Source organism: Mycobacterium ulcerans subsp. shinshuense (assembly GCF_002355775.1).
GTDB classification, from domain to species: domain Bacteria; phylum Actinomycetota; class Actinomycetes; order Mycobacteriales; family Mycobacteriaceae; genus Mycobacterium; species Mycobacterium marinum.
The window spans coordinates 3,023,766-3,050,040 of sequence record NZ_AP017624.1; the positions used below are offsets into that span (position 1 = coordinate 3,023,766).

The following is a 26,275-nucleotide window of genomic DNA, read 5'->3' on the forward strand; positions in this document are numbered from 1 at the left end:
CCCGACCCGAAACCGCCGTGCCCGCGCGGGCCGTGACGGCTATGTCTGTTCGTAGGTCCCGTGGATGACCGCGCGCGCGATTGCGTGCTGGAACAGGTTGAACCCCAGGAAAGCAGGGCTGGCATCCTCGCTGAGTTCGAGCTTGTCGACGTCGACCGCATGCACCGCGACGTAGTAGCGGTGCACACCGTGCCCGGCTGGCGGCGCGGCGCCGATGTAGCGCCGCATGCCCGCGTCGTTTACCAGGGCGAGCGCACCCCCCGGTAGTTCGCGGCCGTCGCCGGCCCCGGCAGGCAATTCGGTGACGTCGGCGGGCAGGTTGGCCACCGCCCAATGCCAGAACCCGGACAGGGTGGGGGCATCGGGGTCATAGACGGTGACCGCGAAGCTGCGCGTCCCTTCGGGGAATCCCGACCAGCTCAGTTGCGGGCTGACATCCTCCCCGCCCGCTCCCATGATTCCGCTGACTTGTGGTGTGGCAAGCGGCTGCCCGTCGGTGATCGAAGCCGAGGTCAGGCTGAATGAAGGCAGTTTGGGTAGCGCGTCGTACGGGTCTGGCGATGTCATGGTCAGTCCTCTCCTGTGCTTTCCGACTAGCAGTGTGTCAGGAAGTGTGTCAGTACCTCGGTGCCGAACCTGAGCGCGTCGATGGGCACCCGCTCATCGACACCGTGGAACAGCGCGGCGAAATCCAGTTCCGGCGGCAACCGCAGCGGGCTGAAGCCAAAGCAGCGAATACCCAAGCGAGCGAAGGCTTTCGCATCGGTCCCACCGGACAGCATGTAGGGAACCGTTCGGCCGTCGGGATCGACCGACAGCACCGCGGCATTCATGGCATCGACAAGGTCCCCGTCAAAGCTGGTCTCATAGGACGCCAACTCGCTTATCCACTCCCGGCTCACATCGGGGCCGATCAGCTCGTCGACTTCGGCCTCGAATGCCGCCTGACGGCCTGGCAGGACGCGACAGTCCACCACCGCCTCCGCCGTCGCCGGGATGACGTTCGCCTTGTACCCGGCTTTGAGCATGGTCGGATTCGCGGTATCGCGCAGCACCGCCTTGAGCATGCGAGCGATCGGGCCGAGTTTGTCCAGAGTCCCTTCCAGGTCCGGTGAGTCGGGGTCGAGTTCGAGCCCGGTCTCCTCGCTCACCGCGTGGAGAAACTGGGCGACGGTGTCGGTGATCACGAGCGGAAACTGGTGACGGCCCAGCCGGGCTACCGCCTCGGCGACCGTGGTGACTGCGTTGTGGTCGTGCACCATGGAGCCGTGGCCCGCCCTCCCCTGGGCCGTCAAGCGCATCCACAGGATTCCCTTTTCGGCGGTCTCGACCAGGTACAGCCGGCGTTCACCCCCGTCCCGGCGCGGGACGGTCACGGAAAAGCCGCCAACCTCGCCGACCGCCTCGGTGACACCGTCGAATAGATCTGGGCGGTTATCGACGAGCCAGTGCGCACCGAAGTGGCCACCGTGCTCCTCGTCGGCGAGGAAGGCAAAAACCAGGTCGCGAGGTGGCACGATCCCGGCTCGGCGGAAGTGCCGGGCAACCACGATCATCATCCCGACCATGTCCTTCATGTCGACCGCGCCGCGGCCCCAGACATAACCGTCTTCGATCGCGCCGGAAAACGGGTGCACGCTCCAATCGGCGGCCTCGGCCGGCACCACGTCCAGATGGCCGTGGATCAGCAAGGCGCCCCGGGAGCTGTCCGCGCCCCGAAGGCGAGCGAACACGTTGCCCCGGCCCGGTGCGCCGGACTCCACGTATTCGGTCTGGTACCCGACCTCTGCGAGTTGTTCGGCTACCCAGCGGGCGCACTCCGCCTCGCCCTTGGTGGTCTCAGGTTCGCCGGTGTTGGTGGTGTCGAACCGAATCAATCTGCTGACAACCTCGGCAACGTCATCGCGCGAGTCGGTTGAAGTCCCGGTCTCCCCATTCTTTTGGGTCACAGTCACCTTTCCTACCACCCTCGGCCCAGCCGCTGACGCCCCCCGCACATTCAGGTTGCCGCAACCCCACCAACGGGTCGACGTCCGGCCAAGGTGGGTCCAGCCGCACCCATCCGATAGCCTTAGCTGCCGACCGATGCGGTTGGTTTGTCCGAGTGGCGGAAATGGCAGACGCGCTAGCTTGAGGTGCTAGTGCCCTACTAATGGGCGTGGGGGTTCAAGTCCCCCCTCGGACACATCCGGCGACACGACTCAAGTCGGCCGTCACCTTGACCCGTCCCAGGTAGGGGTCGTAGTCAAAGACGCAAACCTAGGCTTGCCTACGCCTGTGCGCGTTCCGCCCCGGTCGCGGCACCGAGCACGGCTGACAGCCCACCCAGTTCCTCGACTAATTCGCTGATCTGTGCGGCGGACATGACACGGGGCCGCTCCACTTGCTCAAGACGGGCCTTCAGCTCGTCACGCTCGGCGGTGCGGCGATGCAATGCGGCGGTCAAGTCCTCCACGGCCACGCCAGACTCCACGGCGGTAACCAAAGCAGCAACCTGGGCATTCGCCTCGCGAAGCTGGCGTTGCATGCCGGCGTAGCCAGTACCGGCTGCCGGGTCGACGTCCTGCCCGCGGCGAGGTCTTCCGGATTGGCCAAGGTGGCGATCCATTCATCAAGTCGCGCAGTCACCTCGTCTTCACGAACGATCAACTGACCAGCGAACACATTGGTACGAGCGTTAGCGTGAGACACAAGGACCTCCTACGGGTGCATGCAGACACATCCACCCCGTCAGGAGGCCCTCCCACTTTCAAGCAGCACGCCGTTAACAACCTCCCGGATCACGACAACTTGGAGACACGACGCTTCGGGCCTCCGCTTCCACGGCAGCGAACGGCTTTGTCCCACATCGAAGTAATCACCGATGAGGACCCCGCCATGCGGAGTGACCAGGTCGATGGCCCGCCGTTTCTGCCAGATTCGACTCGCCTCTGGGGCTTGAGCGTCCTCCGTGCTCACTCGGCCGTAGAAGGCGAACCGCCGACTCACGCCACTCCCCTCGCTGATCCAAGCATCCGGTCCCGTACAGCCAGTATGACCTGCATCAGCGCACGGTCGGCGTCCTGCGGAAGGCAATAGTTCTCGGGTACAACCATTTCAACATCTCCGTTCGACACGGCCGATGCGTCGATTCGACTGTCACAATCGGTGCTAGCACCCGCTGCTCGGGAATTGTCAGCCATCGCCGCCGTTGGGCGGATCTGTCTGTTGGCTGGGACTTTGGCGACGGGCTTCCACCAGGCCTACGCGGCGGGTATGGATGCGTTGCAGGGCAGCGGCGTAAATGAGGGTGCGGTCGCCGGGGCTGGTGGGGCCGGCATGGTCAAACTCCCACGCCACCAGCTCATCGCCATCGGCAGAGCCGAAATCGAGCACAACGTCTCTCGCGTAGCCCGCAGCCGTTCACTAGAGCGGCCGGCCGGGACATCCGTGCGCCGACCCGCTCTGGGCAAGGCGTTCGGCGGTCAACGTACCGGAGAAGCCGGTGGCGCCGTATACGACAATGCCGAACTCGCGCTCAGCTGGGTTCATCGGGACGCCGCGAAATCCTTAGTGAAGCAGTACATCCGGTACGAGAGTTCCCCGCCTTCCAGGTAGCGGGACAGCTGCCTACCTACCGCGCGGTCCGCGAAACGCAGGAAGGCTGGCAGATTGCGATCGGCCAGCACCCGTGACGTGTGTGAATTCTTCTCGATACCGCGCACCACCTCCGCATTGATTTCCCGTTGCGAGAGTTGCCGCAGCGGGCTGCCGGCCAGGTCAGCCTCCCATTCGACGATCTCATGCTAGGGCGCAGGTCGGTGTACAGGAGATATCCTCCCGGGCGCAGGACGCGCACTACCTCGGCGAGGAAACGACTAAAGTGCGGGTAGCAATGCGAGGCTTCGACATTGAGTACCACGTCGAAGGATTCGTCCTCGAAGGGCAGGTTTTCGGCGTCGCCCCGCACGAAATCCAAACCAGGGAGGTTGTGTCGTCGCTGGCACAGCTTGATGCCGGCCCGGTTCAAGTCCAGCCCCGTGTAGGAGGCCAGATGCAGGGTGCGCGTGAGGCAGGAGGCTCCGCCGCCGTGGCCGCAACTGACCTCCAAGACCCGTTTGCCGCTAAGCTCCACGTGGGTGGCCGTGCGGTGGTACATGTTGATGTGGTCTCGGTTGGGCTCGTCGGATACCTCCAACGTCAGGTCTATCGGCGGATCTTCCTCATAGGCCCAATTGAGGAATGCAATTTTGTCGGCACCGAGCCCGCGCGTCATCAACGGGTACCAGTACCGCCAAACTCTCTTGTAGATCGAGATGCTTCCCAAGCGGGCGAGGAGGCGGTGGGCGGGGCTCAGGGCTCCGGCGTTGTTGATTAGCAGGCTTGTGAGCTGGGGAATTGTGGATTGAGGAGGTCTAGGCGGCGGTTGGCGGTCAAAGCGGTGATCCGGCAGGCTTCGGCGATGTTGTCGGCGCCGTTGAGGCGGTGCAGATTGATCGCGGTGTTGCGTAGCGTTGCTAGGACCTGTGCGCCGTTTCCGGTATGTGCCCTTTGACGGTCTTCGTCGAAGGTGACGTCGCGTATCCAGTGCAGGCTGTTCTCGATTCCCCAGTGTTGACGCATCCAGGTCATGATCGCGGTAGGGCGGGCGTGCTCGAACGGCAGGCTGCAGATGGCATAGACCACCTCCACGCTGCGCTGGTCGGTGGCGGTGATCAAGCGTTCACGAGTGATCCGAATGATTTGTTTTGCGTAGGGGAAGCCGATTCCTCGTGCAGCGGTGATGATTTGCAGGGTGCGGGTCTCGACACGGCCGTGGCCGCGGGAGTCGTCGGTAGCGGCTGCGGGCACCTCGGCCCAGGGCAGCGCGGTGATACGCGCAAGTATTTTGGCTTGGTTGGACTTGACGATCATCAGGTAGTGCGACTTCAAGGTGGCGCAGATCAACTTCGCGGTGACGACCTGGGTATGCATCGCATCCACGGTGACCAGCCACCGCAAGCTACCCGGCAGCAGCGTGAGCAGGGCACGTACGCAGGGAATTTCATTGCTTTTCTCGGCGACAGCGAGTTGACCGAGCACCAATCGGGCACGGTGGGCGAACACCGACACGAGATGCGTGGCTGTCGCTTTGGCGCGTAAAGCACCACGCAGCATCTTGCCGTCCAACGCGATCGGCACCAATCCACTGGGGTCGCTGCTGGCCACGTGTGCAGTGAAGTAACTGCCCATCCTGGCGTTGAGGTCGGCGGGGTCTAGCCGAGACAAAACAGCACGGAAGGTCTTCTCACTGGGCCGCCGGAACCGGACCCCTAATTGGGCCAACACATCATCGGGAGCGGTGGCCGCCCATGTGGCAAAACCAGCATAGCCGCGCATCCCCGCGGCAGTGGCCAGAACCGCGATCGCCAACAAAGCCATCAGCGAATACCTCCGACCGCGTGGGTCCCTCGGGTCTGGCACCGAGGCCAACACATCGAGAAACTCCGATCCGATGAGCTCGCTGCGCTCACCAGGACTCCAGCGGTCGAACACCTCTGGAACCGACGACACAGGCAATACTGAAACGGTAGGCACGGGCAACTCCAGACCAACGACGAACAGTAACCAACTCGATCGTTCTCCAGATAGCCCGTGCCTACACTCCGGCCCCAATAGTGCGGCACCAAAGATCATCAACCCAGCTCACAAGCCTGCTAATCAACAACGCCGGAGCCCTGGGGGTGCGGCGCACGTATGGGCCGATTATCGAACTAGCCAGTCCGCCATATGATTCGGCCTCCATTATCGGATCAGGCTTGCGGCCGCACCGGCCGTGCCCGAGCGGGTCGGGTCCGTACATTGATCGGCCACCAGAACCACCGGCCGAGCAGCGCCGCGATGGAGGGCACCATGAACGACCGCACGATCAGCGTGTCAAACAGCAGGCCGAGCCCGATGAACGTCCCGATCTGACCGATGGTGCGCAGATCACTGACCACCATCGAAGTCATCGTAAAGGCGAATACCAGACCTGCCGCAGTCACTACACTGCCTGCTCCACCCATTGCGCGGATGATCCCCGTCTTCAGCCCGGCCGGAATCTCCTCTTTGAACCTGGCCACCATCATCAGGTTGTAGTCCGCGCCGACCGCCAACAGGATGATGACAGCCATCGACATCACCATCCACTGCAGCGGCAGACCCACGATGTACTGCCACAGTAGAACCGAGAGTCCAACGGATGCGCCCAGCGATAGCAGCACCGTGCCCACGATCACCATCGCGGCGACCAGACTCCTCGTGATCAACAGCATGATCGCGAAAATCAGGCAGACCGTGGCGATCACCGCGATTACAAGATCGTATCGAGTACCTTCCGACAGGTCGTGGTAGACCGAGGCAGTTCCGCCCAGTGACACCTTGGCATTCTCCAGCGGGGTTCCCTTGAGCGCCTCGATCGCCGCCAATTTGATCGGATCCACCCGCGATATCCCTTCTGCCGACGCCGGATCACCGCGGTGCGAGATGATCATCCGCAACGACTTGCCGTCCGGCGAGATGAACAGATCCATCGCGCGCCGGAAGTCGGGATTGTCGAAGACCTCAGACGGCAGGTAGAAGGAGTCGTCGTTGCGCGCCGCGTCGAAAGCCTTACCCATTTCGGCTGCGCCGTGGCTCAATTCGTCCATCTGGCGGTACATGCCGGACATGGTGCTGTGCATCGTCAGCATCATCTGCTGCATGCTCTCCATGGTTGCGATCATGGGGGGGAACTGCGCGATCATCTCCGGTATCAGGGCGTTCAAGTCGGTCATACCCTTGATCATCCGATCCATCTGGTCGGTCATCGCGTCGATCCCGTCGACGGAATCGGACACCGACCGCAGAGCCCAGCACACCGGGATGTCGAAGCAGTGCGGCTCCCAGTGGAAGTAGTTGCGGATCGGTCGGAAGAAATCCTCGAAATCCGCCAAACTGTCCCGCGCGTCGCGAACGGCGGTCTGCATGTCATCCATGTCGACGACGAGACCGTCGCCCACTCCGGCCATTCGGGACATCGAAGCCTGCATCCGCTTCATGATCGCCACCGTGTTGCCCAACGACTCGGCCTGAGCTTTCATATCGTCGATGCGGTCAAACATTAACTTCATGTTCTGTTGTAGACCGACGCCCTGAATACTCATCATGATGGGTATCGAGGTGTGCTGGATCGGTGCACCATCCGGCCGGGTGATCGCCTGCACCCGCGCAACACCTGGCACGCGGAAAATGGCTTTGGCGAGCTTGTCGATCACCAAGAAGTCAGCCGGGTTGCGCAGGTCGTGGTCAGCCTCAACCAGCAGAACCTCAGGATTCATCCGGGCCGCCGAGAAGTGCTGCTCGGCGGCCGCATAGCCCGCATTGGCCTCGATGTCGCCGGGGATGTATCGGCGATCGTTGTAGCTGGGTTGGTAGAACGGCAGTGCTATCAGTCCGACCAGGACCGCCGCCAGTGACGCGAGCAGAATCGGTGCGGGCCACCGCACCACCGCGGTTCCGATGCGACGCCAGAAGCGAATTCGTATGGCACGCTTGGGCTCCAGCAGGCCGAACCGACTGGCGACGGTGACCGCAGCCGGGCCCAGGGTCAACGCAACACTCAAGGCCACCAGCATGGCTACTGCGGTCGGCACGCCGAGGCTCTGCAAATACGGCATTCGGGTCAGGCACATACACAACGCGGCGCCGGCGATCGTCAGCCCCGAAGCCAACACAACGTGCGCAGTGCCGTGCCACATCTCGTAGTACGCCGATTCGCGGCCGACCCCCGCGGCGCGCGCTTCCTGGTAGCGGCCGATCAAAAAGATCGCGTAGTCGGTCCCGGTCGCGATAGCCATGGCGACCACGAGGTTGACCGCGAACGTTGACAGCTCGACGACCCCGAGATAGCCGATCACGGCGGCGACACCGGTCGCCGCCGACAGCTGAATACCGACCACACCGAGCAGCACCAGAACGGTTGGGACCGACCGGAAGAAGAACAACATCAGCACGATGATCACCGTGAACGTAGCAATCTTGATCGTTCTGACCGTGCGTTCAGCAGAGTGGATCAGGTCCGCCTGCAGTGCCGCCGGACCGGTGACATACACCTTCACACCGGGCGGCGGCGGGCGCGCATCCACAGCCGCCCACACCGCCCCGACCGACTCGTTGGCCAGTGTGTCGCCGATGTTCCCGGAGAGGTACAACTGAAGGTAGGCGGCCTTGCCGTCCGGGCTCTGAGCGCTGCCTTCGGTCAGCGGATCACCCCAGAAGTCCTGGACATTCTGGACGTGGGCGGTATCGGCCCGCAGTCGCGTCACCAGGTCGTCGTAGTACTCGTGAGCATCGGCCCCCAGCGGTTGTCGACCCTCCAGGAGGATCAGCGCGACGCTGTCGGACCTGGACTCGCCGAACACCCGGCCCATCTCCTTTATCGCCTGCAGTGACGGGGCGCCGGCGGGATTCATCGACACCGAGTTATCGGCCGCGACTTGTTGAAGCGAAGGAACCAGGATGTTGATGAGGACGATGATCGCCAGCCAACCCAACATGATCGGGATCGCCAGGCGACGGATCCAGCGCGCCAGCAATGCGGGCTCGGTGCGCACCTCTCGCGACGATGGGCGAAACACCCGGGTGGTCTCACGCGGACTTCGCAATGCAATACACGTATGCACTCACGGCGCTGGAGGTCCGTTCATCCTTGACCTCGCCGTCAGACGAGATACGGCAGCCGAGGAAATCGCTGTTTCCCTGCGCGATGATGTTGGCCACCATCGACGGTGCGTCCGTTTCGACCTCAATCGACCAGGGCAGTGCGACGTCGTTGAGCTGCTGAGCTTCGCCGGCCGGTTCCATGTAGTTGATGTCGGCGATGGTGCCTGGTGCGCCGAAGATCTCGTATCGCACGCGCTTGGGGCCCGAGCTGCTGACGCTACCCGCGGGCGTGCTATCAGCGTAGGTCGGCAGCTGCTGCGAGCCGAACATCTCGCGAACCCGCGACACCGCGAAACCACCGACGGCAAACACCACCGCCAGCACCAGCGGCAACCACGCTCGTTTCAGAACGGTGACGATCTCAGTACCCCCCCCAGGGCTCCGGCGTTGTTGATTAGCAGGCTTGTGAGCTGGGTTGATGATCTTTGGTGCCGCGCTATTGGGGCCGGAGTGTAGGCACGGGCTATCTGGAGAACGATCGAGTTGGTTACTGTTCGTCGTTGGTCTGGAGTTGCCCGTGCCTACCGTTTCAGTATTGCCTGTGTCGTCGGTTCCAGAGGTGTTCGACCGCTGGAGTCCTGGTGAGCGCAGCGAGCTCATCGGATCGGAGTTTCTCGATGTGTTGGCCTCGGTGCCAGACCCGAGGGACCCACGCGGTCGGAGGTATTCGCTGATGGCTTTGTTGGCGATCGCGGTTCTGGCCACTGCCGCGGGGATGCGCGGCTATGCTGGTTTTGCCACATGGGCGGCCACCGCTCCCGATGATGTGTTGGCCCAATTAGGGGTCCGGTTCCGGCGGCCCAGTGAGAAGACCTTCCGCGCTGTTTTGTCTCGGCTAGACCCCGCCGACCTCAACGCCAGGATGGGCAGTTACTTCACTGCACACGTGGCCAGCAGCGACCCCAGCGGATTGGTGCCGATCGCGTTGGACGGCAAGATGCTGCGTGGTGCTTTACGCGCCAAAGCGACAGCCACGCATCTCGTGTCGGTGTTCGCCCACCGTGCCCGATTGGTGCTCGGTCAACTCGCTGTCGCCGAGAAAAGCAATGAAATTCCCTGCGTACGTGCCCTGCTCACGCTGCTGCCGGGTAGCTTGCGGTGGCTGGTCACCGTGGATGCGATGCATACCCAGGTCGTCACCGCGAAGTTGATCTGCGCCACCTTGAAGTCGCACTACCTGATGATCGTCAAGTCCAACCAAGCCAAAATACTTGCGCGTATCACCGCGCTGCCCTGGGCCGAGGTGCCCGCAGCCGCTACCGACGACTCCCGCGGCCACGGCCGTGTCGAGACCCGCACCCTGCAAATCATCACCGCTGCACGAGGAATCGGCTTCCCCTACGCAAAACAAATCATCCGGATCACTCGTGAACGCTTGATCACCGCCACCGACCAGCGCAGCGTGGAGGTGGTCTATGCCATCTGCAGCCTGCCGTTCGAGCACGCCCGCCCTACCGCGATCATGACCTGGATGCGTCAACACTGGGGAATCGAGAACAGCCTGCACTGGATACGCGACGTCACCTTCGACGAAGACCGTCAAAGGGCACATACCGGAAACGGCGCACAGGTCCTAGCAACGCTACGCAACACCGCGATCAATCTGCACCGCCTCAACGGCGCCGACAACATCGCCGAAGCCTGCCGGATCACCGCTTTGACCGCCAACCGCCGCCTAGACCTCCTCAATCCACAATTCCCCAGCTCACAAGCCTGTTAATCAACAACGCCGGAGCCCTGGGCGCGGATCCGCGCCACCAACCGCGTCACCGACAGCGAATGCCCACCCAGATCGAAAAACCTGTCATCAATGCCCACCTGAGCGACGCCGAGGACCTCGGCGAACAAGCCCGCCAACACTGCTTCACGCTCATCACGCGGCCCGCGGTAGGCCGCCGTGCTGGTGAACTGCGGAGCCGGCAGCGCACGCCGATCCAATTTGCCGTTCGCCGTCAACGGCAACCCCTCCACCACCATCACCGCCGCCGGCACCATGTACTCCGGCAACCGCTCCCCCACCCACAGACGCACCTCGTTGGCCAACTCGATCGCCGAGGGGTCATTGACGTAACCGGCCAAAGAACCGATCGGCGCGCCGGGCAGATACAGATCCGACAACGCGGGCACTGGTTGAGCATCAAGCGAATCGATGAGCAACACGTCCATCAGACCGGGAGTCGAGGAGAAGGTGACCGCGACGCTGTATCCGGTTTCTTGCCCAAGCTGGTGCAAGTGATGTGGCAACACCGCATCAGATGGGGAAGGGTCTGCACCTATCTGGCTGACCAGCACGCGGTCGCCGGCCTGGGCCAGCGCGTGAGCCATCGCCACATCCGGCCACACCGCCTCGTGGGGTATCCCGCTAACCCGCAACCCCGCCGGGCGGTGCTCCTGCAAATACTCACCCAGCGCAGCCGGACCGCCAAACCGTTGCCACGGCAGCGCCGAAAGACCCGCCAACGACCGAACCCCTACCGGCCCTTTACGCAGCACCACCTCATAGCGGTAACAGCTGAGCTCGTTGACCGCCTGCATCCGCTTGAGCTGTATGTCCACCGCCGCGATATCGGGCAGATACTGCGGCAACCCGGTAAAGAACTCCGGCGCCAACAACAACTCTTGCTCGCCAAGCATCTCCCTGCGAACCCGCTCACGCATCACCGCGGCAGCATCGTTGACCCCGCCGGTTCCGGTGCACAGCACCTTGGTGGTAAACGCCCTCAACAACCCCAGATTGCGCACATCACCGATAAACAACGCCCCGCCCGGCGCCAACAACCGCATCACCACGGCCAACACATCAAGCAGATAACCCGCGCTCGGGAAGTACTGGATCACCGAGTTGAGCACCACCACATCGAAATGGCCCGCCGGCAACCCCTCGGCGCTATCGGCCGGCTGCACCCGTAACCGCACCCGATCACCCCACGGCCGCGACGCCACCGCCGCCCGCAACATCTCAATCGTCGACGCAGAAAAGTCGGTACCCCAATACTCCACACAGTCGGGGGCAAGCTGGGTCAGCAACAACCCCGTACCGACACCGATCTCCAATACCCGCCCCGGACGCAACCCCGCGATCCGCTCCACCGCGGCCGCGCGCCATTCACCCATCTGTTCCAGCGGGATCGGCGCCCCGGTATAACTGCTAACCCAGCTCCGGAAATCCTCCCCCAACACCGCCGGCACCTGCGACGTCAACCCCGAATACACCCCGCCATACACCTGTGCCCACTGCTGCACCAGCCCAGCCTCTCGCGCCGCGTCACGCGCGAGCGTCACCTCCCGATCGGGCACGATATAGCCCACCAACTGCTTCTCACTGATGCCTTCAAGACCACCCGAGGTGCTGTAGGCGGCGACCGCTGCCTGGGCCACCCGCGGATGAGCCGCCAGCACCGCCTCGACCTCACCCGGTTCAATCCGAAACCCGCGGATCTTGACCTGATCATCGGCGCGGCCCACAAACTCCAACACCCCCGAGCTGTTCCAGCGCACCAAATCCCCGCTGCGATACATCCGCGACCCAGCAGGCCCGAACGGACACGCCACAAACCGCTGCGCGGTCAACCCCACCCGACCCCGATACCCCCGCCCTACCTGCGCACCCGCAACATACAACTCACCAGCCACCCCCACCGGCACCGGACACAACCCCGCATCCAACACAAACACCCGCACATTGCCCAACGGGCCACCAATCGGGGATACGCCGCTTTCGGCGTCTTCGCCGGAGAGCTCCAGATACGTGGTATGCACCGTCGTTTCGGTGATCCCGTACATGTTGATCAGGGCCGGTGCGTGGCCACCCTGCCCCGGATACCAACCCCGGAGCCGAGACGGGTCTAGCGCCTCCCCAGCGAAAACCACCATCCGCAATGCGGAACTCTCTGCGGTAGCAGGGAGTTCGCGCTGCACACGGATCAATTCATAAAACGCCGACGGCGTCTGACTAAGCACCGTGATGCGCTCATCGACCACAAGCTGCCACAGTTCTCGCGGTGATCGCACCACATCCCACGCCACCGCCACAGCCTGGGCTCCGTGCAGCAGCGCTCCCCACAACTCCCACGCCGAGACGTCGAACGCCGGCGAATGACACCACGCCCACACATCGGTGTCGGTCAAACCGCGCCACCGGGACTGTCGCGGTAAGGGTGTAAGCGGCCTGATCGGCCCCGGTGTGTCGGGGCCGGAAAGGTCGCATGATGACCAAGACTGTCGTGGCTGTGCAGCCATCACAAAACCACGAAGATGAGGCCGGCGCCGTGGCGGCTATTGACGTTCCCAGTAGTCGCAATGTTGATGAGTTAGAAGTCGCCCGCGAGTTGGTGCGCCAGGCCCGCGAGGCCGGCGTTGGGTTAACCGGGCCTGGCGGATTGCTCAAGGCGATGACCAAAACGGTCATTGAGACCGCTTTGGATGAGGAACTGTCCGAGCACCTTGGATATGACCGCCACGATCGGGCTGGGTATGGCAGTGGCAACTCGCGCAACGGAACCTGCTCGAAAACGGTGCTCACTGATGCGTGCGGTTCCATTGAGATCGATGTCCCACGGGATCGGGCAGGCACATTCGAGCCGAAGATCGTCGAAAAACGCCAGCGTAGGTTGACCGACGTCGTTGAGGTGGTGTTGTCGCTGTATGCCCGCGGGTTGACCACCGGGGAGATCAGCGCCCATTTCGCCCACATCTACGACGCGGCGGTGTCCAAGGACACCGTTAGCCGGATCACCGACCGCGTTCTCGAGGAGATGACCGCCTGGCATACCCGCCCGCTAGAGCGCGTATACGCCGCGGTGTTCATCGACGCCCTGCACGTCAAGATCCGCGACGGCCAAGTCGGCCCCCGGCCGGTCTACGCCGCGGTCGGGGTCGATCTGGCCGGACACCGTGACGTGCTGGGCATGTGGGCCGGTGAAGGTGACGGCGAATCGGCCAAGTACTGGCTGGCAGTGCTGACGGAGTTGAAAAACCGCGGCGTGGCCGACATCTTCTTCCTGGTCTGTGACGGCCTCAAAGGACTGCCGGACTCGGTGAGCGCGGTCTTCCCCGACACCGTGGTGCAAACCTGCATCATCCACTTGATCCGCGGCACGTTCCGCTACGCCGGCCGCCAGCACCACACCGCGATCGCCCGGGCGCTCAAGCCGATCTACACCGCGGTCAACGCTGCTGCGGCCGCCGAAGCCTCAGATGCCTTCGACACCGAATGGGGACACCGCTACCCAGCGGCAATTCGATTGTGGCGCAACGCCTGGAATGAGTTCATCCCATTCCTGGACTACGACACCGAGATAAGGAAGGTGATTTGTTCGACCAATGCCATTGAATCGCTCAACGCCCGCTACCGCCGTGCGATCAGGGCGCGTGGTCATTTCCCCACCGAGCAGTCCGCCCTGAAATGCCTATACTTGGTCACCCGGTCGCTAGATCCAACCGGAACCGGACAGAAGCGATGGACGATGCGCTGGAAACCAGCATTGAACGCCTTCGCGATCACCTTCGCCGACCGCATGCCAGGAAGCGAAACCACCTAACCGAAAACGCCGCTTACACCGTTAATCAGACAGACCCGCGCCACCACCCGAAACCGGTAAACAATGCCACCACGTTGCGGTGGGTGATGGCCACGGGTTTGGGGTGTCCGGTGGATCCGGAGGTGTACATGATGTAGGCCAGGTTGTCCGGTCCTGGCCCCAGGCTGTCCTGGTGGCAGTACGCGGGGGCGGCCTCGGTCCCACGGTCGGAGACCTCGGTGGTGTCGAGGATCAGTACAGGAACACCCGTGTCGGGCAATGTTGGGGCGGTGGGGTGTCAGTGATCAGCAATTGGGGAGCGGCGTCGCTGAGAATGTAGGCGCTGCGCTCGCTGGGATAGTTCGGGTCGATCGGCAGGTAAGCAGCACCGGTTTTGGCGATCGCCAGCAACGCAACCACCAACCGAGCCGAGCGGGGCAAGGCCACCGCGACAACGGCTTCCGGCCCTGCCCCACGAGCGGCCAAACCGCGGGCCAAATCGGATGCCCGAACATCGAGTTCGCGGTAGGTCAGCGTCTCCTGATCATCCTGGACCGCCGCCGACTCGGGAACGCGAGCAACCTGCGCGCCAAACAGTTCCGGGATAGTGGTTTCGGGGATAGCGGTGGCGTTGTCATTGCACTCGACCAGAAGCCGTTGACGTTCGACAGGATCGATGATCTCGACCAGATCGACCCGTCGCTGCGGTTCGGTGCTAACTGCACGCAAAAATGAAACCAAGTGATCCGTTAAGCGGATCAGGTCCTCGTTGGCGTACAGAAGTCCATTTCCATCAATTTGGATGTAAACACTGCCGGGCTCTCCGTTGTTGAGTTCGCGCGCATCGTAATATATAGAAATTAGTAGATCGTCGCAGGCCCCAAAAGATGCGCCCCGAAAAGCCCCATGACTATCAGGAAATTCGTGTGTCTTGGCAAAAATGGCAGCACGTTGATAACCGGCCCAAATTCACTTCTTTGCATTTGAAGGCGCCCGATATCCCAAATTTCCGTTACCGGATAGCGGGAGTGCCTGAGCACTGAGCTGATCTCTCGACCAAGCACACTTGCGAAGTTTGAAAATTCGACACCGGATGGGACATTTACTCGCACCGGAACGGTATTCGACAGCAGGCATGGCGTTTTTCGTGCGATACCGAACCTATTAGCGACCGCCAGTCGAACCGAAAACTCGGACGTTGATGACAATCGGCTAAGACATCCGGCCACCGCGGCAATGAAAAAACGGGCAGCAACGTGCCGGCGCCATCAGCGGCAGCATGCAAGCGCCCCGGAACCTCTCCAGTCAGAATCGTGCTGTAGCGCAAGGGTTTCCGCGCGCGGCGCAGTTGGGCGCCGAATGGCATTCAGCGGCTCCGGCCATGCGCGCGTGTAACTAGTCCAAAATTCTTTATCGGAAGTATATTTTTCAGAGAGTTTATAACGCGAATCATATTCGGCGACCGCCTCGGGGCTACAATACGCAGATCGAGGAATGCTGCCGCCTAATTTCAACGCTGTATATATTTCGGCTACGCGCCGTACCGCAATGAGTGTTGAGAATCCATCGCAAACAATATGGTGAACTACCAAAAAGACAAAATGGCGTAGCTCATTTAGCTTGATCAGTCCAGCTCGGCCCAATAGGCCATGGCTTAGTTCGAAGGAGGTTCCTCTTATTTCTAAAATGATGCTTTGAGCAGCGGCATCCGGGTCGGGTGCATCACTGACGTCGAAGAATTCCGGTTCCCACGATTCCGGGCCGCACAATACTTGATGAAGCCCATCCTGGTCTTCAAGAAATCTAACACGCAGCGTATGCGCCTCACGACCGTGGTGGCGCAATGCTACAGCCATCATATCGTGATCTATTGGACCGGATACCTCGAAGCAGATAGACACATTATTGGGTAGATCCGGAACCAATTTCTGCGCAACCCATAAAGCTTCTTGCGCAGATGAGGCTCTAACTCTATCCACCAACATCACCACCTCATGCACCAGTCGAAAATGATTAGGAACGGCTCACAGCGCATCGGCGGCGCCGAACAGGTCCCGTCCGGAAATTGGTCCGGAAGCCGACTCGGCTAGAGCGCCGGGGACGGGCTGCGCCGGATCGGACCCCAGTCCAACAATGCTGTTGACCGCGTCGACGTGCACCACCTTCGCCGAATGGCCACAACGCTCCTCTTCGCCAACGATGAGGTACGACATGATGATGACCAGATCGCCCGGCGCAATAAGATGTGCTGCCGCGCCATTTATTCCGACAACACCGGAACCCCCAGGACCCGCGATCGCGTAGGTGACCAGTCGCGCTCCGTTGGTGATGTCGAGGACGTGGACCTGTTCGCCTTCAACAATCCCGGATGCCGCCATGAGGTCGGCGTCGAGAGTGATCGATCCAACGTAGTTCAAGTCGGCCTGTGTGACGGTGGCGCGATGAATCTTCCCTCCAAGGACCGTCCGCTGCAATCTGACTCCTCAGTGAATTGACAATCGTTTCGGGCTCACCGGTCACGAATACGTTTGTTCCACAAATGCCGCCGCGACACCAAAATGTCTGTCGGCTCAGCGGCCACTACGTCGGTTAAATCCCCCTGTCCCCCAGGGCTCCGGCGTTGTTGATTAGCAGGCTTGTGAGCTGGGGAATTGTGGATTGAGGAGGTCTAGGCGGCGGTTGGCGGTCAAAGCGGTGATCCGGCAGGCTTCGGCGATGTTGTCGGCGCCGTTGAGGCGGTGCAGATTGATCGCGGTGTTGCGTAGCGTTGCTAGGACCTGTGCGCCGTTTCCGGTATGTGCCCTTTGACGGTCTTCGTCGAAGGTGACGTCGCGTATCCAGTGCAGGCTGTTCTCGATTCCCCAGTGTTGACGCATCCAGGCCATGATCGCGGTAGGGCGGGCGTGCTCGAACGGCAGGCTGCAGATGGCATAGACCACCTCCACGCTGCGCTGGTCGGTGGCGGTGATCAAGCGTTCACGAGTGATCCGGATGATTTGTTTTGCGTAGGGGAAGCCGATTCCTCGTGCAGCGGTGATGATTTGCAGGGTGCGGGTCTCGACACGGCCGTGGCCGCGGGAGTCGTCGGTAGCGACTGCGGGCACCTCGGCCCAGGGCAGCGCGGTGATACGCGCAAGTATTTTGGCTTGGTTGGACTTGACGATCATCAGGTAGTGCGACTTCAAGGTGGCGCAGATCAACTTCGCGGTGACGACCTGGGTATGCATCGCATCCACGGTGACCAGCCACCGCAAGCTACCCGGCAGCAGCGTGAGCAGGGCACGTACGCAGGGAATTTCATTGCTTTTCTCGGCGACAGCGAGTTGACCGAGCACCAATCGGGCACGGTGGGCGAACACCGACACGAGATGCGTGGCTGTCGCTTTGGCGCGTAAAGCACCACGCAGCATCTTGCCGTCCAACGCGATCGGCACCAATCCACTGGGGTCGCTGCTGGCCACGTGTGCAGTGAAGTAACTGCCCATCCTGGCGTTGAGGTCGGCGGGGTCTAGCCGAGACAAAACAGCGCGGAAGGTCTTCTCACTGGGCCGCCGGAACCGGACCCCTAATTGGGCCAACACATCATCGGGAGCGGTGGCCGCCCATGTGGCAAAACCAGCATAGCCGCGCATCCCCGCGGCAGTGGCCAGAACCGCGATCGCCAACAAAGCCATCAGCGAATACCTCCGACCGCGTGGGTCCCTCGGGTCTGGCACCGAGGCCAACACATCGAGAAACTCCGATCCGATGAGCCCGCTGCGCTCACCAGGACTCCAGCGGTCGAACACCTCTGGAACCGACGACACAGGCAATACTGAAACGGTAGGCACGGGCAACTCCAGACCAACGACGAACAGTAACCAACTCGATCGTTCTCCAGATAGCCCGTGCCTACACTCCGGCCCCAATAGCGCGGCACCAAAGATCATCAACCCAGCTCACAAGCCTGCTAATCAACAACGCCGGAGCCCTGGGTTGACGGGGCCCCAGCTTCCGGGCCGACTTCTATGAGAGCTTTTGGTTGGTGGTTTCCCGGTGCATTTCGGAAGGCCTTGGCGGTGAGGTCGTTCAATGCGCTGTGAGGTCGGTCGGTGGTGTATTCGGTGCACCAGTCCTCGGCGAGAACCTGGGCTTCGAGCAGACTACCGAAGGTTTCGGTGGTCAGGAATTCGTCGCGAAAGCGCCCGTTGAAGGATTCGCAAATGCCCGTTTTCCCACGGTGCGCCGGATTCGATAAGAACGGTGCCTACCGCGCCGAAGCGAGCCCAATCAGCCAGGGCGTGACTGGTCAGTTCGGGTCCGTTGGCCATCCGGATGTGTGCGGGCTTGCGGCCCGTGGTCAGGATCAGCCCATCAGAATGATCGGTGGTCTGATCGGCGTTCCAGGATCGTCGTGGCCGGGTGGCCAACGCCTCGCGGGTGAACTCGTCAATGACGTTGCAGAAGCGCAGCTGAAGGCCATCGACGGTCAGGTCGTGCTGATATTCCAGCGCCCACACATGATCGGGGCGGGCCGCGGCCCTGGCGCTGTGGCCCCCGCGCCAGGGCCCAGGCGCATGCACTTGCGGGTCTTCGGCCGACGTTGCAGCCGTTCGTCTTTCCACAATCGGTGCGTGCGTTTCGGATTGACTACCAAGCCTGGTGGTTTCCAGGGACGATCGCAACACTTCTCTAGATTCTGGAGGTTGTGTTGGCATTGTCGCGTCGGGTGAAGAAGGGGCCAGGGCGTCGCCCATCGCCGCGCCACCGTGCGGAGAGCACGTCAGCATCGGCGCCGAGTGGACACGAACAGCGAGCTCGGCGCCGTGATCGGCGAGCTGCTTGCTCAGCGGTGGAGTCCGCAACAGATCAGCCGTCATCTCCGGCTGCGCTTCCCCGACGACCCCTAGATGCGGCTGTGCCACGAAAGCATCTACCAAGCTGTGCATCAACCGAATTCGCGGTTCCTGCGCCCCTCGCGTTTGGCACCGCACCGACGCTCACCGTTGCGCACCGGTCGAGATCACCGCCGAGCACACCGCCGCCAACAGCGCCGGCGCGGCCGTTTCCAACAGCCGATGCTGACCATCCACGACCGGCTGTTCCCGCCCGTCGACCGATCAGAGGCAGGGCACCGGGAGGGTGACCTCATCATCGGTGACAACCACCACTCAGCGATCGACACGCTAGTCGAGCGTCAGACCCGAATGCTACGACTGCTACACCTGCCCCGCGCCGACTCCGACTCGCTACACGGAGCCCTGGTAGCCCGCATACAGGATCTGCCGACGGCTCTCATGCGGTCTATCACCTGGGACCAGGGCACCGAGATGGCACGCCATCTGGCACCACGAAGAAGCGCGGAGCGCCGGTGTACTTCTGCGATTCCCGATCACCCTGGCAACGGGGTAGCAACGAGAACACCAACGGACTGCTGCGCGACTACTTCCCGAAGGGCGTGACGCCTATCAGTCACCCGCCAGCGCACCTGCAGGCCGTCGAGGACGACCTCAATCACCGTCCGCTTCGAGACCGTTGTCCCGCCGACCTATTCGCCGCCCTGTTAGCCTCGCAGAATCCGCCGGTGTTGCGACGTTGACTTGAAACCACCCCGTCGTCAACAGGAACTCTGCGTTCCACACGGACACATGCTTACCCTCCCGACAACACCGGCGCGTTGCCAGGCCAGGACGCCCTTGGTACCTTGCACCACCAGCGGCGGCTCAGCTGCTTTGCAGCCGTGAGTCGACGATCTGAAAGGCAGGCGATAGATGATCAATCGGGAGAGCACGGACGAGATCGGCAGCGATTCTTCGAGCCCGACCGTTCTCGACGTGCAGGGTTCCGGTGTCCAACCGCCGGTGGCCACTCGAGTCCGCCGGGCGTTCTGGCTGCTGGAGCGCTTCGCCCCCGCATTGGGGTCGCGGTGGGCGACCGAGCTGTGGTGCACCCCGCCGGTCCTGGAGTCAAGTTTGCGCATGCCGCCCGGCGTTCCGCCCGGCCAGCCACTGGAAGCGCACTGGAACGGGCATCGCATCGTCGGGGAAGCCTGGGGCGAGGGGCCACCGGTCTATCTCGTGCACGGCTGGGGCGGGCGTCGCCCGCACCTCGGCATGTTCATCAAACCTCTCGTCAAGTCCGGTCATCGCGTCATCGCGTTCGATCTGCCCAGCCATAACGAGTCCGATCCGGGCGCACTGGCACCGGGTCGCACCACCGCCATCGGGTGCGCCGAAGCGGTTGCCGCGATCATCCGAGAGCACGGGCCGGCCCGCGCTGTCGTCGCCCACTCGCTCGGGGCCAACGCGACCGTATTCGCGGCGGCATGGGGCACGACGGTCGGGCGTTTGGTGTTTCTCGCGCCAATGGGAGAGTTCCCGATCTATCTGGATCTCTTCGCCGCGCGCCACGGCTTCGGCCGACGGATACGCGCCGGCCTGCAGCGCCGTCTTGAACGCCGTATCGGCATGCCTTTAGAGGACACCAACATGGTCCGGGTGGCCGCTCGGACCGACTATCCGCCGATGCTGCTCATCCACGACCCCGATGACCCCGAGACTCCATATGCGACGAGCGAAAAGATTGTTGCGTCCTGGCCAGGCGCGCGTTTGATGACGACACGGGGACTCGGCCGGCTGGCGCATTTCCGGATCCTGAGGCACAGCCCCGCGATTCGTGCGGGCGTCGAATACATCGGTCCCGCACCGGTTTAAGCATGCCGGGGGACCCTGCCCGATCGGGGTTATCGCTGGTCGTCGGGGCGGCGTTGTCAGGCTGTGTGAATGCCGTGCTGATGCACAGTCGGCGCACACGATCCGGTAGTTGGTCGCGGTCGGCGGTTACACAGCGGCGACGTTGTGTGCAGTGCGGGCCCCCTCATCAGGATGACGATGATCGCGCACATATGGGCGACGGCGTCTTGGCCGCGGACGAATCGGCGAATCGGCCCGCTGCCACCCCACCTCCGCTCGATCGAGTTCGGGCTGGCGGTGAGGTCGTCATCACCGACCGCGGGATTCCGGTCGCGCGACTCACTGCGCTGGACAACGCAGGCATCTTGGAGCGACTCACGGCCGAAGGCGTGATCGGCAAGGCCACCGCGCAACGGCCGGTCGCTGACCAGTGCCACTCGTCTACTTCGACGCCAGCGCCTTCGTCAAACTTCTCACCACCGAGACAGGGGGTTCGCTGGCGTCCGTGCCATGGGACGGCTGCGACGCCGCATTGTCCGCCCGCCTGGCCTACCCAGAAGTCCGCGCCGCACTCGCCGCAGCAGCCCGCAATCACGACCTAACCGAATCCGAGCTCGCCGAAGCCGAGCGTGACTGGGAGGACTTCTGGACCGCCACCCGCCCCGTAGAACACACCACGACGGTTGAACACCACGCCGACCACCTCGCCCGCGCCCACGCGTTACGCGGAGCCCAGGCTGTCCATCTGGCCAGCGCGTTGGCAGTCGGCGCCCCAGGCCTGATCATCGCCGCATGGGACCGACGCCTGCACACCGGAGCCCAAGCCGCCAGGTGCCGAGTAGCCCCCGCCCAACTCGACCCCTAGCCCACCGCCCCGATATCGGAGTGAGTCAACCCCAGCACGGACGACGATCAGGTACCGATTCGCCAGGTCTCGACCCGTGTCGCAGTTCAGGTTCGCGACAACAGCATCAGCTTCTCGAGGTAGTCGGACAGGCTCAATCCGAGCCAATAAGCCGCGCTAGCCAACAAGATCGGGCTCGAGCCACGGCATGGCGCGCTATTCGGCGCTGTCGTCACGCTTAGCGTCGGCGGACACCGTCGATTCTTCCGCAGTATCGGAGCCCGCGTCTGTGCCCTCTGCGTCCTCTTGGCCCTCGGTGTCCTCGGAGCCCTCTTCGACGTCCTCGACATCTTCGGCGGCCGGTTCCGCCTCGGCATCATCGTCAGGGTATTCGACGTAGCCGGCCTCGCCGTCGGCATCGGCTGGCTGTTCGGCCTCATCCTGGTCTTTGCTGGCCGCCTCACGTTGCTGACGCTCCCTGAGGGCGTCAACGATCAGCAAAACCACACCCAGTGCACTGGCGCCGATGCACACCCACGCCACCAGCTGATTGCTGGTGACCACCGCGAACACCAGCGCAACGAGCCCAATGAGGGCTAAAACGAGGGCAATGATCAGCATCGGTCATCCTCCGGCCGGCGGGCAGCGACTGCCAAAACCTACCAGGGTTTGCGCGCCAGCCGGCCAGCCCGGCCCGTGTCCCGGCTAGTTGTTGCCCCGGTTGAATTGCTCGAACCCGCCGGCGTCCGCGCTCGAATCGACCGGCGCGGCCGATCCGCGCTGACCGAGTTCCTCGAGCTGGGACTCCAGGTAGGTCTTGAGACGGGTCCGGTATTCGCGTTCGAATGTCCGCAGTTGCTCGAGGCGGCCTTCCAGCACGGTGCGCTGCTGGTTGATGGTGCCCATGATCTCGGAGTGCTTGCGCTCGGCATCGGCCTGCAGGGCGTCCGCCTTCTCCTGGGCCTGCCGCAACTGGCTCTCCGACCGGGCCTGCGCATCCGCGAGCATCCCATCGGCGCGCTGCCGGGCTTCGGTGACCGTTGTCTCGGCCGTGTGCCGGGCCTCGCTGAGGATTTGGTCGGCGTTGGCGCGGGCGTCGGACAGCATCTTGTCCGATTCGGCCTTAGCTGTGCTGGTGAGGCGGTCGGCGGTGTCTTGCGCCAGGCTCAGCACCCGGGCCGCCTTCATGGCCTGTTCCTCGTTGGTTGCCGCCGAGGCCACAGGCGCAGCGGGCTTTGCCGGCTCGGGCTCCGGCTCGTACACGGGCATGGCTTGGGTGGGCTGAGCGGTCACAGCAGCCCCGCCGCCAGCACCCGCGGCCAGCTCCTGGTCCAGCTCAGCGATCCGTTGACGCAGATCCGAATTCTCTTCGATCAGTCGAGTGAGCTCGTTCTCCACCAGGTCAAGGAAGGCGTCGACCTCATCTTCGTTGTACCCGCGCTTGCCGATAGGCGGCTTACTGAACGCCACATTGTGGACGTCGGCAGGTGTAAGCGGCATTGTTTGTCCCCTCAAGTTCCTGGACGGTCAAACGATCTGGAAAGTGTAGAACGAACTGGCAGCAGTCGCTCAACTGCCGTCCATCCTGTCACACCAGACTCGGCGGTTGCCGATTGGACTAATAAATAAGGACCAATTTCAAACTCTCAGGCAAATAAATCACATTCCTTAGATTTGAAAATCATGCCGGCCAAACTTGTCGCCAAATCGTGGCCGAACCGTCTCTCAACTAAGTCCAAATGGCGGCAGGGGCCACTCAGGCGGCGGCACCGAATGCCAGCTGCATCCCGATGAAGGCCACCAGCAGCAGCACCATGATGGAGAGATCGAAGCGCACCGCGCCGATGGTCAGTTGCGGGATCAGCCGGCGCAGCAGCTTCACCGGAGGATCGGTGATCGACATGATGATCTCGAGGATCACCACCGTGAAACCGGTGGGGCGCCAGTCACGACTGAACGAACGAATGAACTCGACGACAACCCGAGCGATGAGCAGCAGCCAGAAGATGAACAGCGCAAACCCGAGAATCTGGAAAAACAGCACCAACGAGAGCCTGACCTTACCGATTCGGATACGAGGACGCCGCCCGTGCGGTCGGCAAGCGCAAGCCTACCGACCAGCCCAACGGCACACATCGCATAGGTTCACCGCAACCGGCCCCGACGAGCGGACAGCCCGTCAGGCCGAGCTGCGACCTGCCGGGCTGAACAGCAGCAGATTTGTCTATTGGTAAGCGTAGAAGCCGGTTTCGGCGATCCGACGACGCTCCTCCGGGGTTACGTCCACGTCTGCGGGCGAGAGCAGGAAGACCTTGGTGGCAACCTTGTCGAACGATCCGCGCAGCGCGAAGGCCAAACCGGCCGCGAAGTCGACCAGCCGCTTGGCGTCGGCGTTGTCCATCGACACCAAGTCCATGATCACCGGCGTGCCGTCGCGGAACCGCTCACCGATGGTGCGTGCCTCGCTGTAATCCTTGGGGCGCAGTGTGGTGATCTTCGACAACGGATGACCTTCCTCGAACATCATCGCCATCCGGCGCGGGTCCATCGCCAGCGAGCCGCGGGTGGGGTTGCGCAACCACGACCCGAAGCGCGGCCGGGCCATATCGGCCCGGTCGAACTCGCGCGGCTGGAATCGCGCTTCATCAGGGTATCCACCCCGATAGCCGCCCGGCGGTGGATAGTCGGCCGGCTCGCCTCGCAAATCGGCGCGCATACCGGCACGAGGATCGCGGCGCGGGTCTTCGAAATCGCGCCCTTCATAACGACCGTAATCATCCTCGAATCGAGGACGCGAATAGCCGCGGGAAGGCCCGCGGTCGTCGTAATACTCGTCGTCGTAATCCTCCATCGGAGCCATACCGAAGTAGGCCTTGACCTTGTGCAGAGTGCTCATCGCTGACCCCTTCTAGCCCTGGGATATTTGTTGTCTGTGATGAAGGTGTGACTACAGTGACTTTTCACGGTGACCGTAACCGCCGCGAACCCAATAGCGCGGTACCGACACGCACACACGTCGATCCATGTTTCACGGCGATCTCGAGGTCATCGGACATACCGGCGGAAAGTCGCACCGCCGTAGGGAACGACTCGAGCACTCGACTGTGTTCGGATTGCAGCCGCTCAAAGGCCTTTTCCTGGTCCCAATCGCGGGGCGGAACACCCATCAAACCGATCAGCTCGAGGCTCTGCGAATCGCTGACCTGGGCGCAGATCCGGTCCACCGCACCGGGGTCGGTCATGTCGACACCGCCGCGGGAGACGTCGCCGTCAAGGCTCACTTGGACATACACGCGCAACGGATTGCCGCGCCGACGATCGGCTATCGCCGTGGTTATCGCTCGGTCCAGCGCTGTCACCAGTTGGGGGGTGTCGATCGAGTGAGCGGTGTGTGCCCAGTTTGCTAGCGAACGCACCTTGTTCCGCTGAATCTGGCCCACCATGTGCCACTGAATCCCCCGCGATCCCGACCGCATGGGAGCGGAAAACATCCGGGCCAGCTCGGCGACCTTTGCCGAAGCCTCCTGGTCCCTCGACTCCCCCACGGCTCGGCAACCCAGTCGCGCCAAGATGGCAACATCGGTCGCCGGGAAGAACTTGGTAATCGGCAGCAGCTCGATTTCACTGACCTTGCGCCCCGCCGCCTCGGCGGCCGCGGCGAGTCGCGACCGCACCACCGCCAACGCGTGCGTCAGTTCTGACTGACGCTCCCTTTGCGCTGAAATGTCCACGACCATCGCGGTCATTCCATCCACACCAGCGACGCCAGCCGCCCCGTGGGCGCACCGCGTCGATGGCTGAAAAGGGTCGGGTCCGCCACCGTGCAACGGGGGTCGACATCGATGAACTTCACACCCAAGTCCCCCAGCTGGCGGGCAATTCCGGCGCGCAGGTCCAGCGCGGCCGTCCCGGCGACACTGGTGGTCCGGCTGCCCGGCAACGCCGCCTCGACCTCGTCGGCCATCGCCGCGGGAACTTCGTAGTTGCGCCCGCTGGCCGCCGGACCCAGGAATGCCGAAATGTCACCGGGCTGCGCGCCCAGCGCCTGCATGGCCTCCACCGTGCGCGCCACGATGCCGCGCTGTGCGCCCACCCGGCCGGCATGGACGGCCGCGGTGACGCCCGCCCGCGCGTCGGCCATCAACACCGGCACGCAGTCGGCGGTCAGCACCGCCAACGCCAGGCCGGGAACCTTGGTCACCAACGCGTCGGTGTCATCGAAAGCGTTGTCGCGCGGCGCGTCGACCACCTCAACCCGGTCACCGTGGACCTGGTTCATCCACATCACTCGTTCGGTGGGCATACCGATGGTGGCGGCCAGCCGGGCTCGGTTGGCCGCCACGGAGGCCGGGTCATCACCGACGTGGTCACCGAGGTTGAAGGAGTCGAAAGGCGGCTTGGACACACCGCCCTTCCGAGTGGTAGTCACCCGGCGGATTCGAACGCTCACCCCACCAGTATCCGGATTCGACTGCCGACCAGGTTGCGGCGCGGTCCGGCCGCGGCCGGTTTGTCGCGTTCTGGCAAGCAAATTGAGA

Annotated in this window: 26 protein-coding genes, 1 tRNA gene and 2 pseudogenes; 7 read left to right on the forward strand and 22 right to left on the reverse strand. The window is 63.0% G+C overall.

The features are described 5' to 3' along the window. Positions 1–39: 39 nt before the first annotated feature. Together SHTP_RS13550 and SHTP_RS13555 are read right to left on the reverse strand one after the other, a co-directional pair. Positions 40–567, reverse strand: coding sequence for a YbhB/YbcL family Raf kinase inhibitor-like protein (locus SHTP_RS13550; RefSeq protein ID WP_011740352.1), 528 nt, complete (start codon positions 565–567; stop codon positions 40–42). A 26-nt stretch (positions 568–593) separates the two neighbouring features. Next, complete coding sequence (locus SHTP_RS13555) at positions 594–1,949, reverse strand: M20/M25/M40 family metallo-hydrolase (RefSeq protein WP_096370871.1); 1,356 nt, start codon at positions 1,947–1,949, stop codon at positions 594–596. Between the two features lie 149 nt (positions 1,950–2,098). Between SHTP_RS13555 and SHTP_RS13560 the strand changes: the two genes are divergently transcribed. Beyond that, positions 2,099–2,185: transfer RNA gene (locus SHTP_RS13560), tRNA-Leu, on the forward strand. Between the two features lie 84 nt (positions 2,186–2,269). Here the strand turns inward: SHTP_RS13560 and SHTP_RS13565 are convergent. The 6 genes and pseudogenes from SHTP_RS13565 to SHTP_RS13595 all read right to left on the reverse strand — a co-directional run bounded on the left by SHTP_RS13565 (position 2,270) and on the right by SHTP_RS13595 (position 9,027). Further along, entirely contained in the window at positions 2,270–2,527 is a 258-nt protein-coding gene (locus SHTP_RS13565) for a Site-specific recombinase (RefSeq protein WP_231991635.1), read from the reverse strand. Between the two features lie 647 nt (positions 2,528–3,174). Further along, positions 3,175–3,357 (reverse strand): annotated as a pseudogene (locus tag SHTP_RS28970) (replication initiator); the annotation flags it as partial. A 256-nt stretch (positions 3,358–3,613) separates the two neighbouring features. Further along, positions 3,614–4,306 carry a phthiotriol/phenolphthiotriol dimycocerosates methyltransferase gene (locus SHTP_RS13580; RefSeq protein WP_338101579.1) on the reverse strand — a complete coding sequence of 231 codons (693 nt, stop codon included), beginning with the start codon at positions 4,304–4,306 and terminating at the stop codon, positions 3,614–3,616. Positions 4,307–4,353: 47 nt separating this feature from the next. Continuing rightward, positions 4,354–5,556 (reverse strand): ISAs1-like element IS2404/ISMul1 family transposase, encoded by a 1,203-nt coding sequence (locus tag SHTP_RS13585; protein ID WP_420811867.1) that lies wholly within the window; start codon positions 5,554–5,556, stop codon positions 4,354–4,356. A gap of 215 nt (positions 5,557–5,771) precedes the next feature. Beyond that, complete coding sequence (locus tag SHTP_RS13590) at positions 5,772–8,594, reverse strand: MMPL/RND family transporter (RefSeq protein ID WP_276527373.1); 2,823 nt, start codon at positions 8,592–8,594, stop codon at positions 5,772–5,774. 34 nt (positions 8,595–8,628) lie between these two features. Continuing rightward, positions 8,629–9,027 (reverse strand): MmpS family transport accessory protein, encoded by a 399-nt coding sequence (locus SHTP_RS13595; protein WP_420873006.1) that lies wholly within the window; start codon positions 9,025–9,027, stop codon positions 8,629–8,631. A gap of 193 nt (positions 9,028–9,220) precedes the next feature. On the opposite strand from SHTP_RS13595, the gene SHTP_RS13600 reads away from it, so the two are divergent. Then, positions 9,221–10,423: an ISAs1-like element IS2404/ISMul1 family transposase gene (locus tag SHTP_RS13600; protein WP_420811867.1), complete on the forward strand. Its 1,203-nt coding sequence runs from the start codon at positions 9,221–9,223 to the stop codon at positions 10,421–10,423. On the opposite strand, the gene SHTP_RS13605 is transcribed toward SHTP_RS13600, so the two are convergent. Beyond that, a complete protein-coding gene (locus SHTP_RS13605) occupies positions 10,420–12,831 on the reverse strand; it encodes an AMP-binding protein (protein WP_231991454.1) in 2,412 nt (803 codons plus the stop codon). The two genes, SHTP_RS13600 and SHTP_RS13605, sit on opposite strands and share 4 nt — an antisense overlap. 77 nt (positions 12,832–12,908) lie before the next feature. Between SHTP_RS13605 and SHTP_RS13610 the strand changes: the two genes are divergently transcribed. Then, positions 12,909–14,243, forward strand: coding sequence for an IS256 family transposase (locus tag SHTP_RS13610; protein ID WP_096372463.1), 1,335 nt, complete (start codon positions 12,909–12,911; stop codon positions 14,241–14,243). A 25-nt stretch (positions 14,244–14,268) separates the two neighbouring features. On the opposite strand, the gene SHTP_RS29810 is transcribed toward SHTP_RS13610, so the two are convergent. From SHTP_RS29810 to SHTP_RS30430, 7 genes are all read right to left on the reverse strand, one after another. After that, complete coding sequence (locus SHTP_RS29810; protein ID WP_096370875.1) at positions 14,269–14,502, reverse strand: AMP-binding protein; 234 nt, start codon at positions 14,500–14,502, stop codon at positions 14,269–14,271. Next, positions 14,475–14,951, reverse strand: a complete 477-nt coding sequence (locus tag SHTP_RS13620; RefSeq protein ID WP_157759928.1) for an AMP-binding protein — start codon at positions 14,949–14,951, stop codon at positions 14,475–14,477. Before SHTP_RS13620 ends, SHTP_RS29810 begins: the two co-directional genes overlap by 28 nt. A gap of 539 nt (positions 14,952–15,490) precedes the next feature. Continuing rightward, positions 15,491–16,222 (reverse strand): condensation domain-containing protein, encoded by a 732-nt coding sequence (locus SHTP_RS30150; RefSeq protein WP_096370877.1) that lies wholly within the window; start codon positions 16,220–16,222, stop codon positions 15,491–15,493. Between the two features lie 24 nt (positions 16,223–16,246). Continuing rightward, positions 16,247–16,696, reverse strand: a complete 450-nt coding sequence (gene panD / locus SHTP_RS13630; protein WP_096370878.1) for an aspartate 1-decarboxylase — start codon at positions 16,694–16,696, stop codon at positions 16,247–16,249. A 153-nt stretch (positions 16,697–16,849) separates the two neighbouring features. Next, positions 16,850–18,052, reverse strand: coding sequence for an ISAs1-like element IS2404/ISMul1 family transposase (locus SHTP_RS13635; protein WP_420873007.1), 1,203 nt, complete (start codon positions 18,050–18,052; stop codon positions 16,850–16,852). A gap of 119 nt (positions 18,053–18,171) precedes the next feature. Further along, the gene (locus SHTP_RS30425) at positions 18,172–18,426 is read right to left on the reverse strand and encodes an integrase core domain-containing protein (RefSeq protein ID WP_096370880.1); all 255 of its coding nucleotides are present in this window, start codon (positions 18,424–18,426) and stop codon (positions 18,172–18,174) included. Further along, positions 18,365–19,081 (reverse strand): hypothetical protein, encoded by a 717-nt coding sequence (locus tag SHTP_RS30430; protein ID WP_420872914.1) that lies wholly within the window; start codon positions 19,079–19,081, stop codon positions 18,365–18,367. The genes SHTP_RS30425 and SHTP_RS30430 overlap by 62 nt, the downstream gene beginning before the upstream one ends. 30 nt (positions 19,082–19,111) lie before the next feature. Between SHTP_RS30430 and SHTP_RS13650 the strand changes: the two genes are divergently transcribed. The 4 genes and pseudogenes from SHTP_RS13650 (at position 19,112) to SHTP_RS13665 (ending at position 21,758) form a co-directional block, all read left to right on the forward strand. Continuing rightward, the gene (locus tag SHTP_RS13650; protein ID WP_420866664.1) at positions 19,112–19,663 is read left to right on the forward strand and encodes an IS30 family transposase; all 552 of its coding nucleotides are present in this window, start codon (positions 19,112–19,114) and stop codon (positions 19,661–19,663) included. A 309-nt stretch (positions 19,664–19,972) separates the two neighbouring features. After that, on the forward strand, positions 19,973–20,914 hold the full coding sequence (locus SHTP_RS13655; protein ID WP_096370882.1) for an alpha/beta fold hydrolase: 942 nt from the start codon (positions 19,973–19,975) through the stop codon (positions 20,912–20,914). A gap of 254 nt (positions 20,915–21,168) precedes the next feature. Then, positions 21,169–21,318 (forward strand): annotated as a pseudogene (locus SHTP_RS13660) (type II toxin-antitoxin system Phd/YefM family antitoxin); the annotation flags it as partial. 5 nt (positions 21,319–21,323) lie between these two features. Then, entirely contained in the window at positions 21,324–21,758 is a 435-nt protein-coding gene (locus tag SHTP_RS13665; protein WP_094361959.1) for a type II toxin-antitoxin system VapC family toxin, read from the forward strand. Positions 21,759–21,953: 195 nt separating this feature from the next. On the opposite strand, the gene SHTP_RS13670 is transcribed toward SHTP_RS13665, so the two are convergent. The 6 genes from SHTP_RS13670 to pgeF form a co-directional block, all read right to left on the reverse strand. Beyond that, a complete protein-coding gene (locus tag SHTP_RS13670) occupies positions 21,954–22,358 on the reverse strand; it encodes a hypothetical protein (RefSeq protein WP_096370883.1) in 405 nt (134 codons plus the stop codon). A gap of 84 nt (positions 22,359–22,442) precedes the next feature. Continuing rightward, entirely contained in the window at positions 22,443–23,237 is a 795-nt protein-coding gene (gene wag31, locus SHTP_RS13675; RefSeq protein WP_011741254.1) for a DivIVA-like cell division protein Wag31, read from the reverse strand. A 256-nt stretch (positions 23,238–23,493) separates the two neighbouring features. Further along, positions 23,494–23,784, reverse strand: a complete 291-nt coding sequence (locus SHTP_RS13680) for a YggT family protein (protein ID WP_020725593.1) — start codon at positions 23,782–23,784, stop codon at positions 23,494–23,496. A 177-nt stretch (positions 23,785–23,961) separates the two neighbouring features. Then, the gene (locus SHTP_RS13685; RefSeq protein ID WP_011741256.1) at positions 23,962–24,633 is read right to left on the reverse strand and encodes a cell division protein SepF; all 672 of its coding nucleotides are present in this window, start codon (positions 24,631–24,633) and stop codon (positions 23,962–23,964) included. Between the two features lie 64 nt (positions 24,634–24,697). Then, positions 24,698–25,483 carry a YggS family pyridoxal phosphate-dependent enzyme gene (locus tag SHTP_RS13690; RefSeq protein WP_231991456.1) on the reverse strand — a complete coding sequence of 262 codons (786 nt, stop codon included), beginning with the start codon at positions 25,481–25,483 and terminating at the stop codon, positions 24,698–24,700. Continuing rightward, positions 25,480–26,187: a peptidoglycan editing factor PgeF gene (gene pgeF, locus SHTP_RS13695; protein ID WP_096370884.1), complete on the reverse strand. Its 708-nt coding sequence runs from the start codon at positions 26,185–26,187 to the stop codon at positions 25,480–25,482. Before pgeF ends, SHTP_RS13690 begins: the two co-directional genes overlap by 4 nt. Positions 26,188–26,275 lie beyond the last annotated feature (88 nt).

Bases quoted from the DNA above. Each gene is read 5' to 3' on its own strand.
- SHTP_RS13650 (WP_420866664.1), top strand. From the start codon at position 19,112: ATGCGGCTGTGCCACGAAAGCATCTACCAAGCTGTGCATCAACCGAAT.
- SHTP_RS13685 (WP_011741256.1), bottom strand. From the start codon at position 24,633: ATGAGCACTCTGCACAAGGTCAAGGCCTACTTCGGTATGGCTCCGATG.
- SHTP_RS13550 (WP_011740352.1), bottom strand. From the start codon at position 567: ATGACATCGCCAGACCCGTACGACGCGCTACCCAAACTGCCTTCATTC.
- SHTP_RS30430 (WP_420872914.1), bottom strand. From the start codon at position 19,081: ATGACGGCTGATCTGTTGCGGACTCCACCGCTGAGCAAGCAGCTCGCC.
- SHTP_RS13670 (WP_096370883.1), bottom strand. From the start codon at position 22,358: ATGCTGATCATTGCCCTCGTTTTAGCCCTCATTGGGCTCGTTGCGCTG.
- SHTP_RS13655 (WP_096370882.1), top strand. From the start codon at position 19,973: ATGATCAATCGGGAGAGCACGGACGAGATCGGCAGCGATTCTTCGAGC.
- SHTP_RS13565 (WP_231991635.1), bottom strand. From the start codon at position 2,527: ATGCAACGCCAGCTTCGCGAGGCGAATGCCCAGGTTGCTGCTTTGGTT.
- SHTP_RS13610 (WP_096372463.1), top strand. From the start codon at position 12,909: ATGATGACCAAGACTGTCGTGGCTGTGCAGCCATCACAAAACCACGAA.
- wag31 (WP_011741254.1), bottom strand. From the start codon at position 23,237: ATGCCGCTTACACCTGCCGACGTCCACAATGTGGCGTTCAGTAAGCCG.
- SHTP_RS13690 (WP_231991456.1), bottom strand. From the start codon at position 25,483: ATGACCGCGATGGTCGTGGACATTTCAGCGCAAAGGGAGCGTCAGTCA.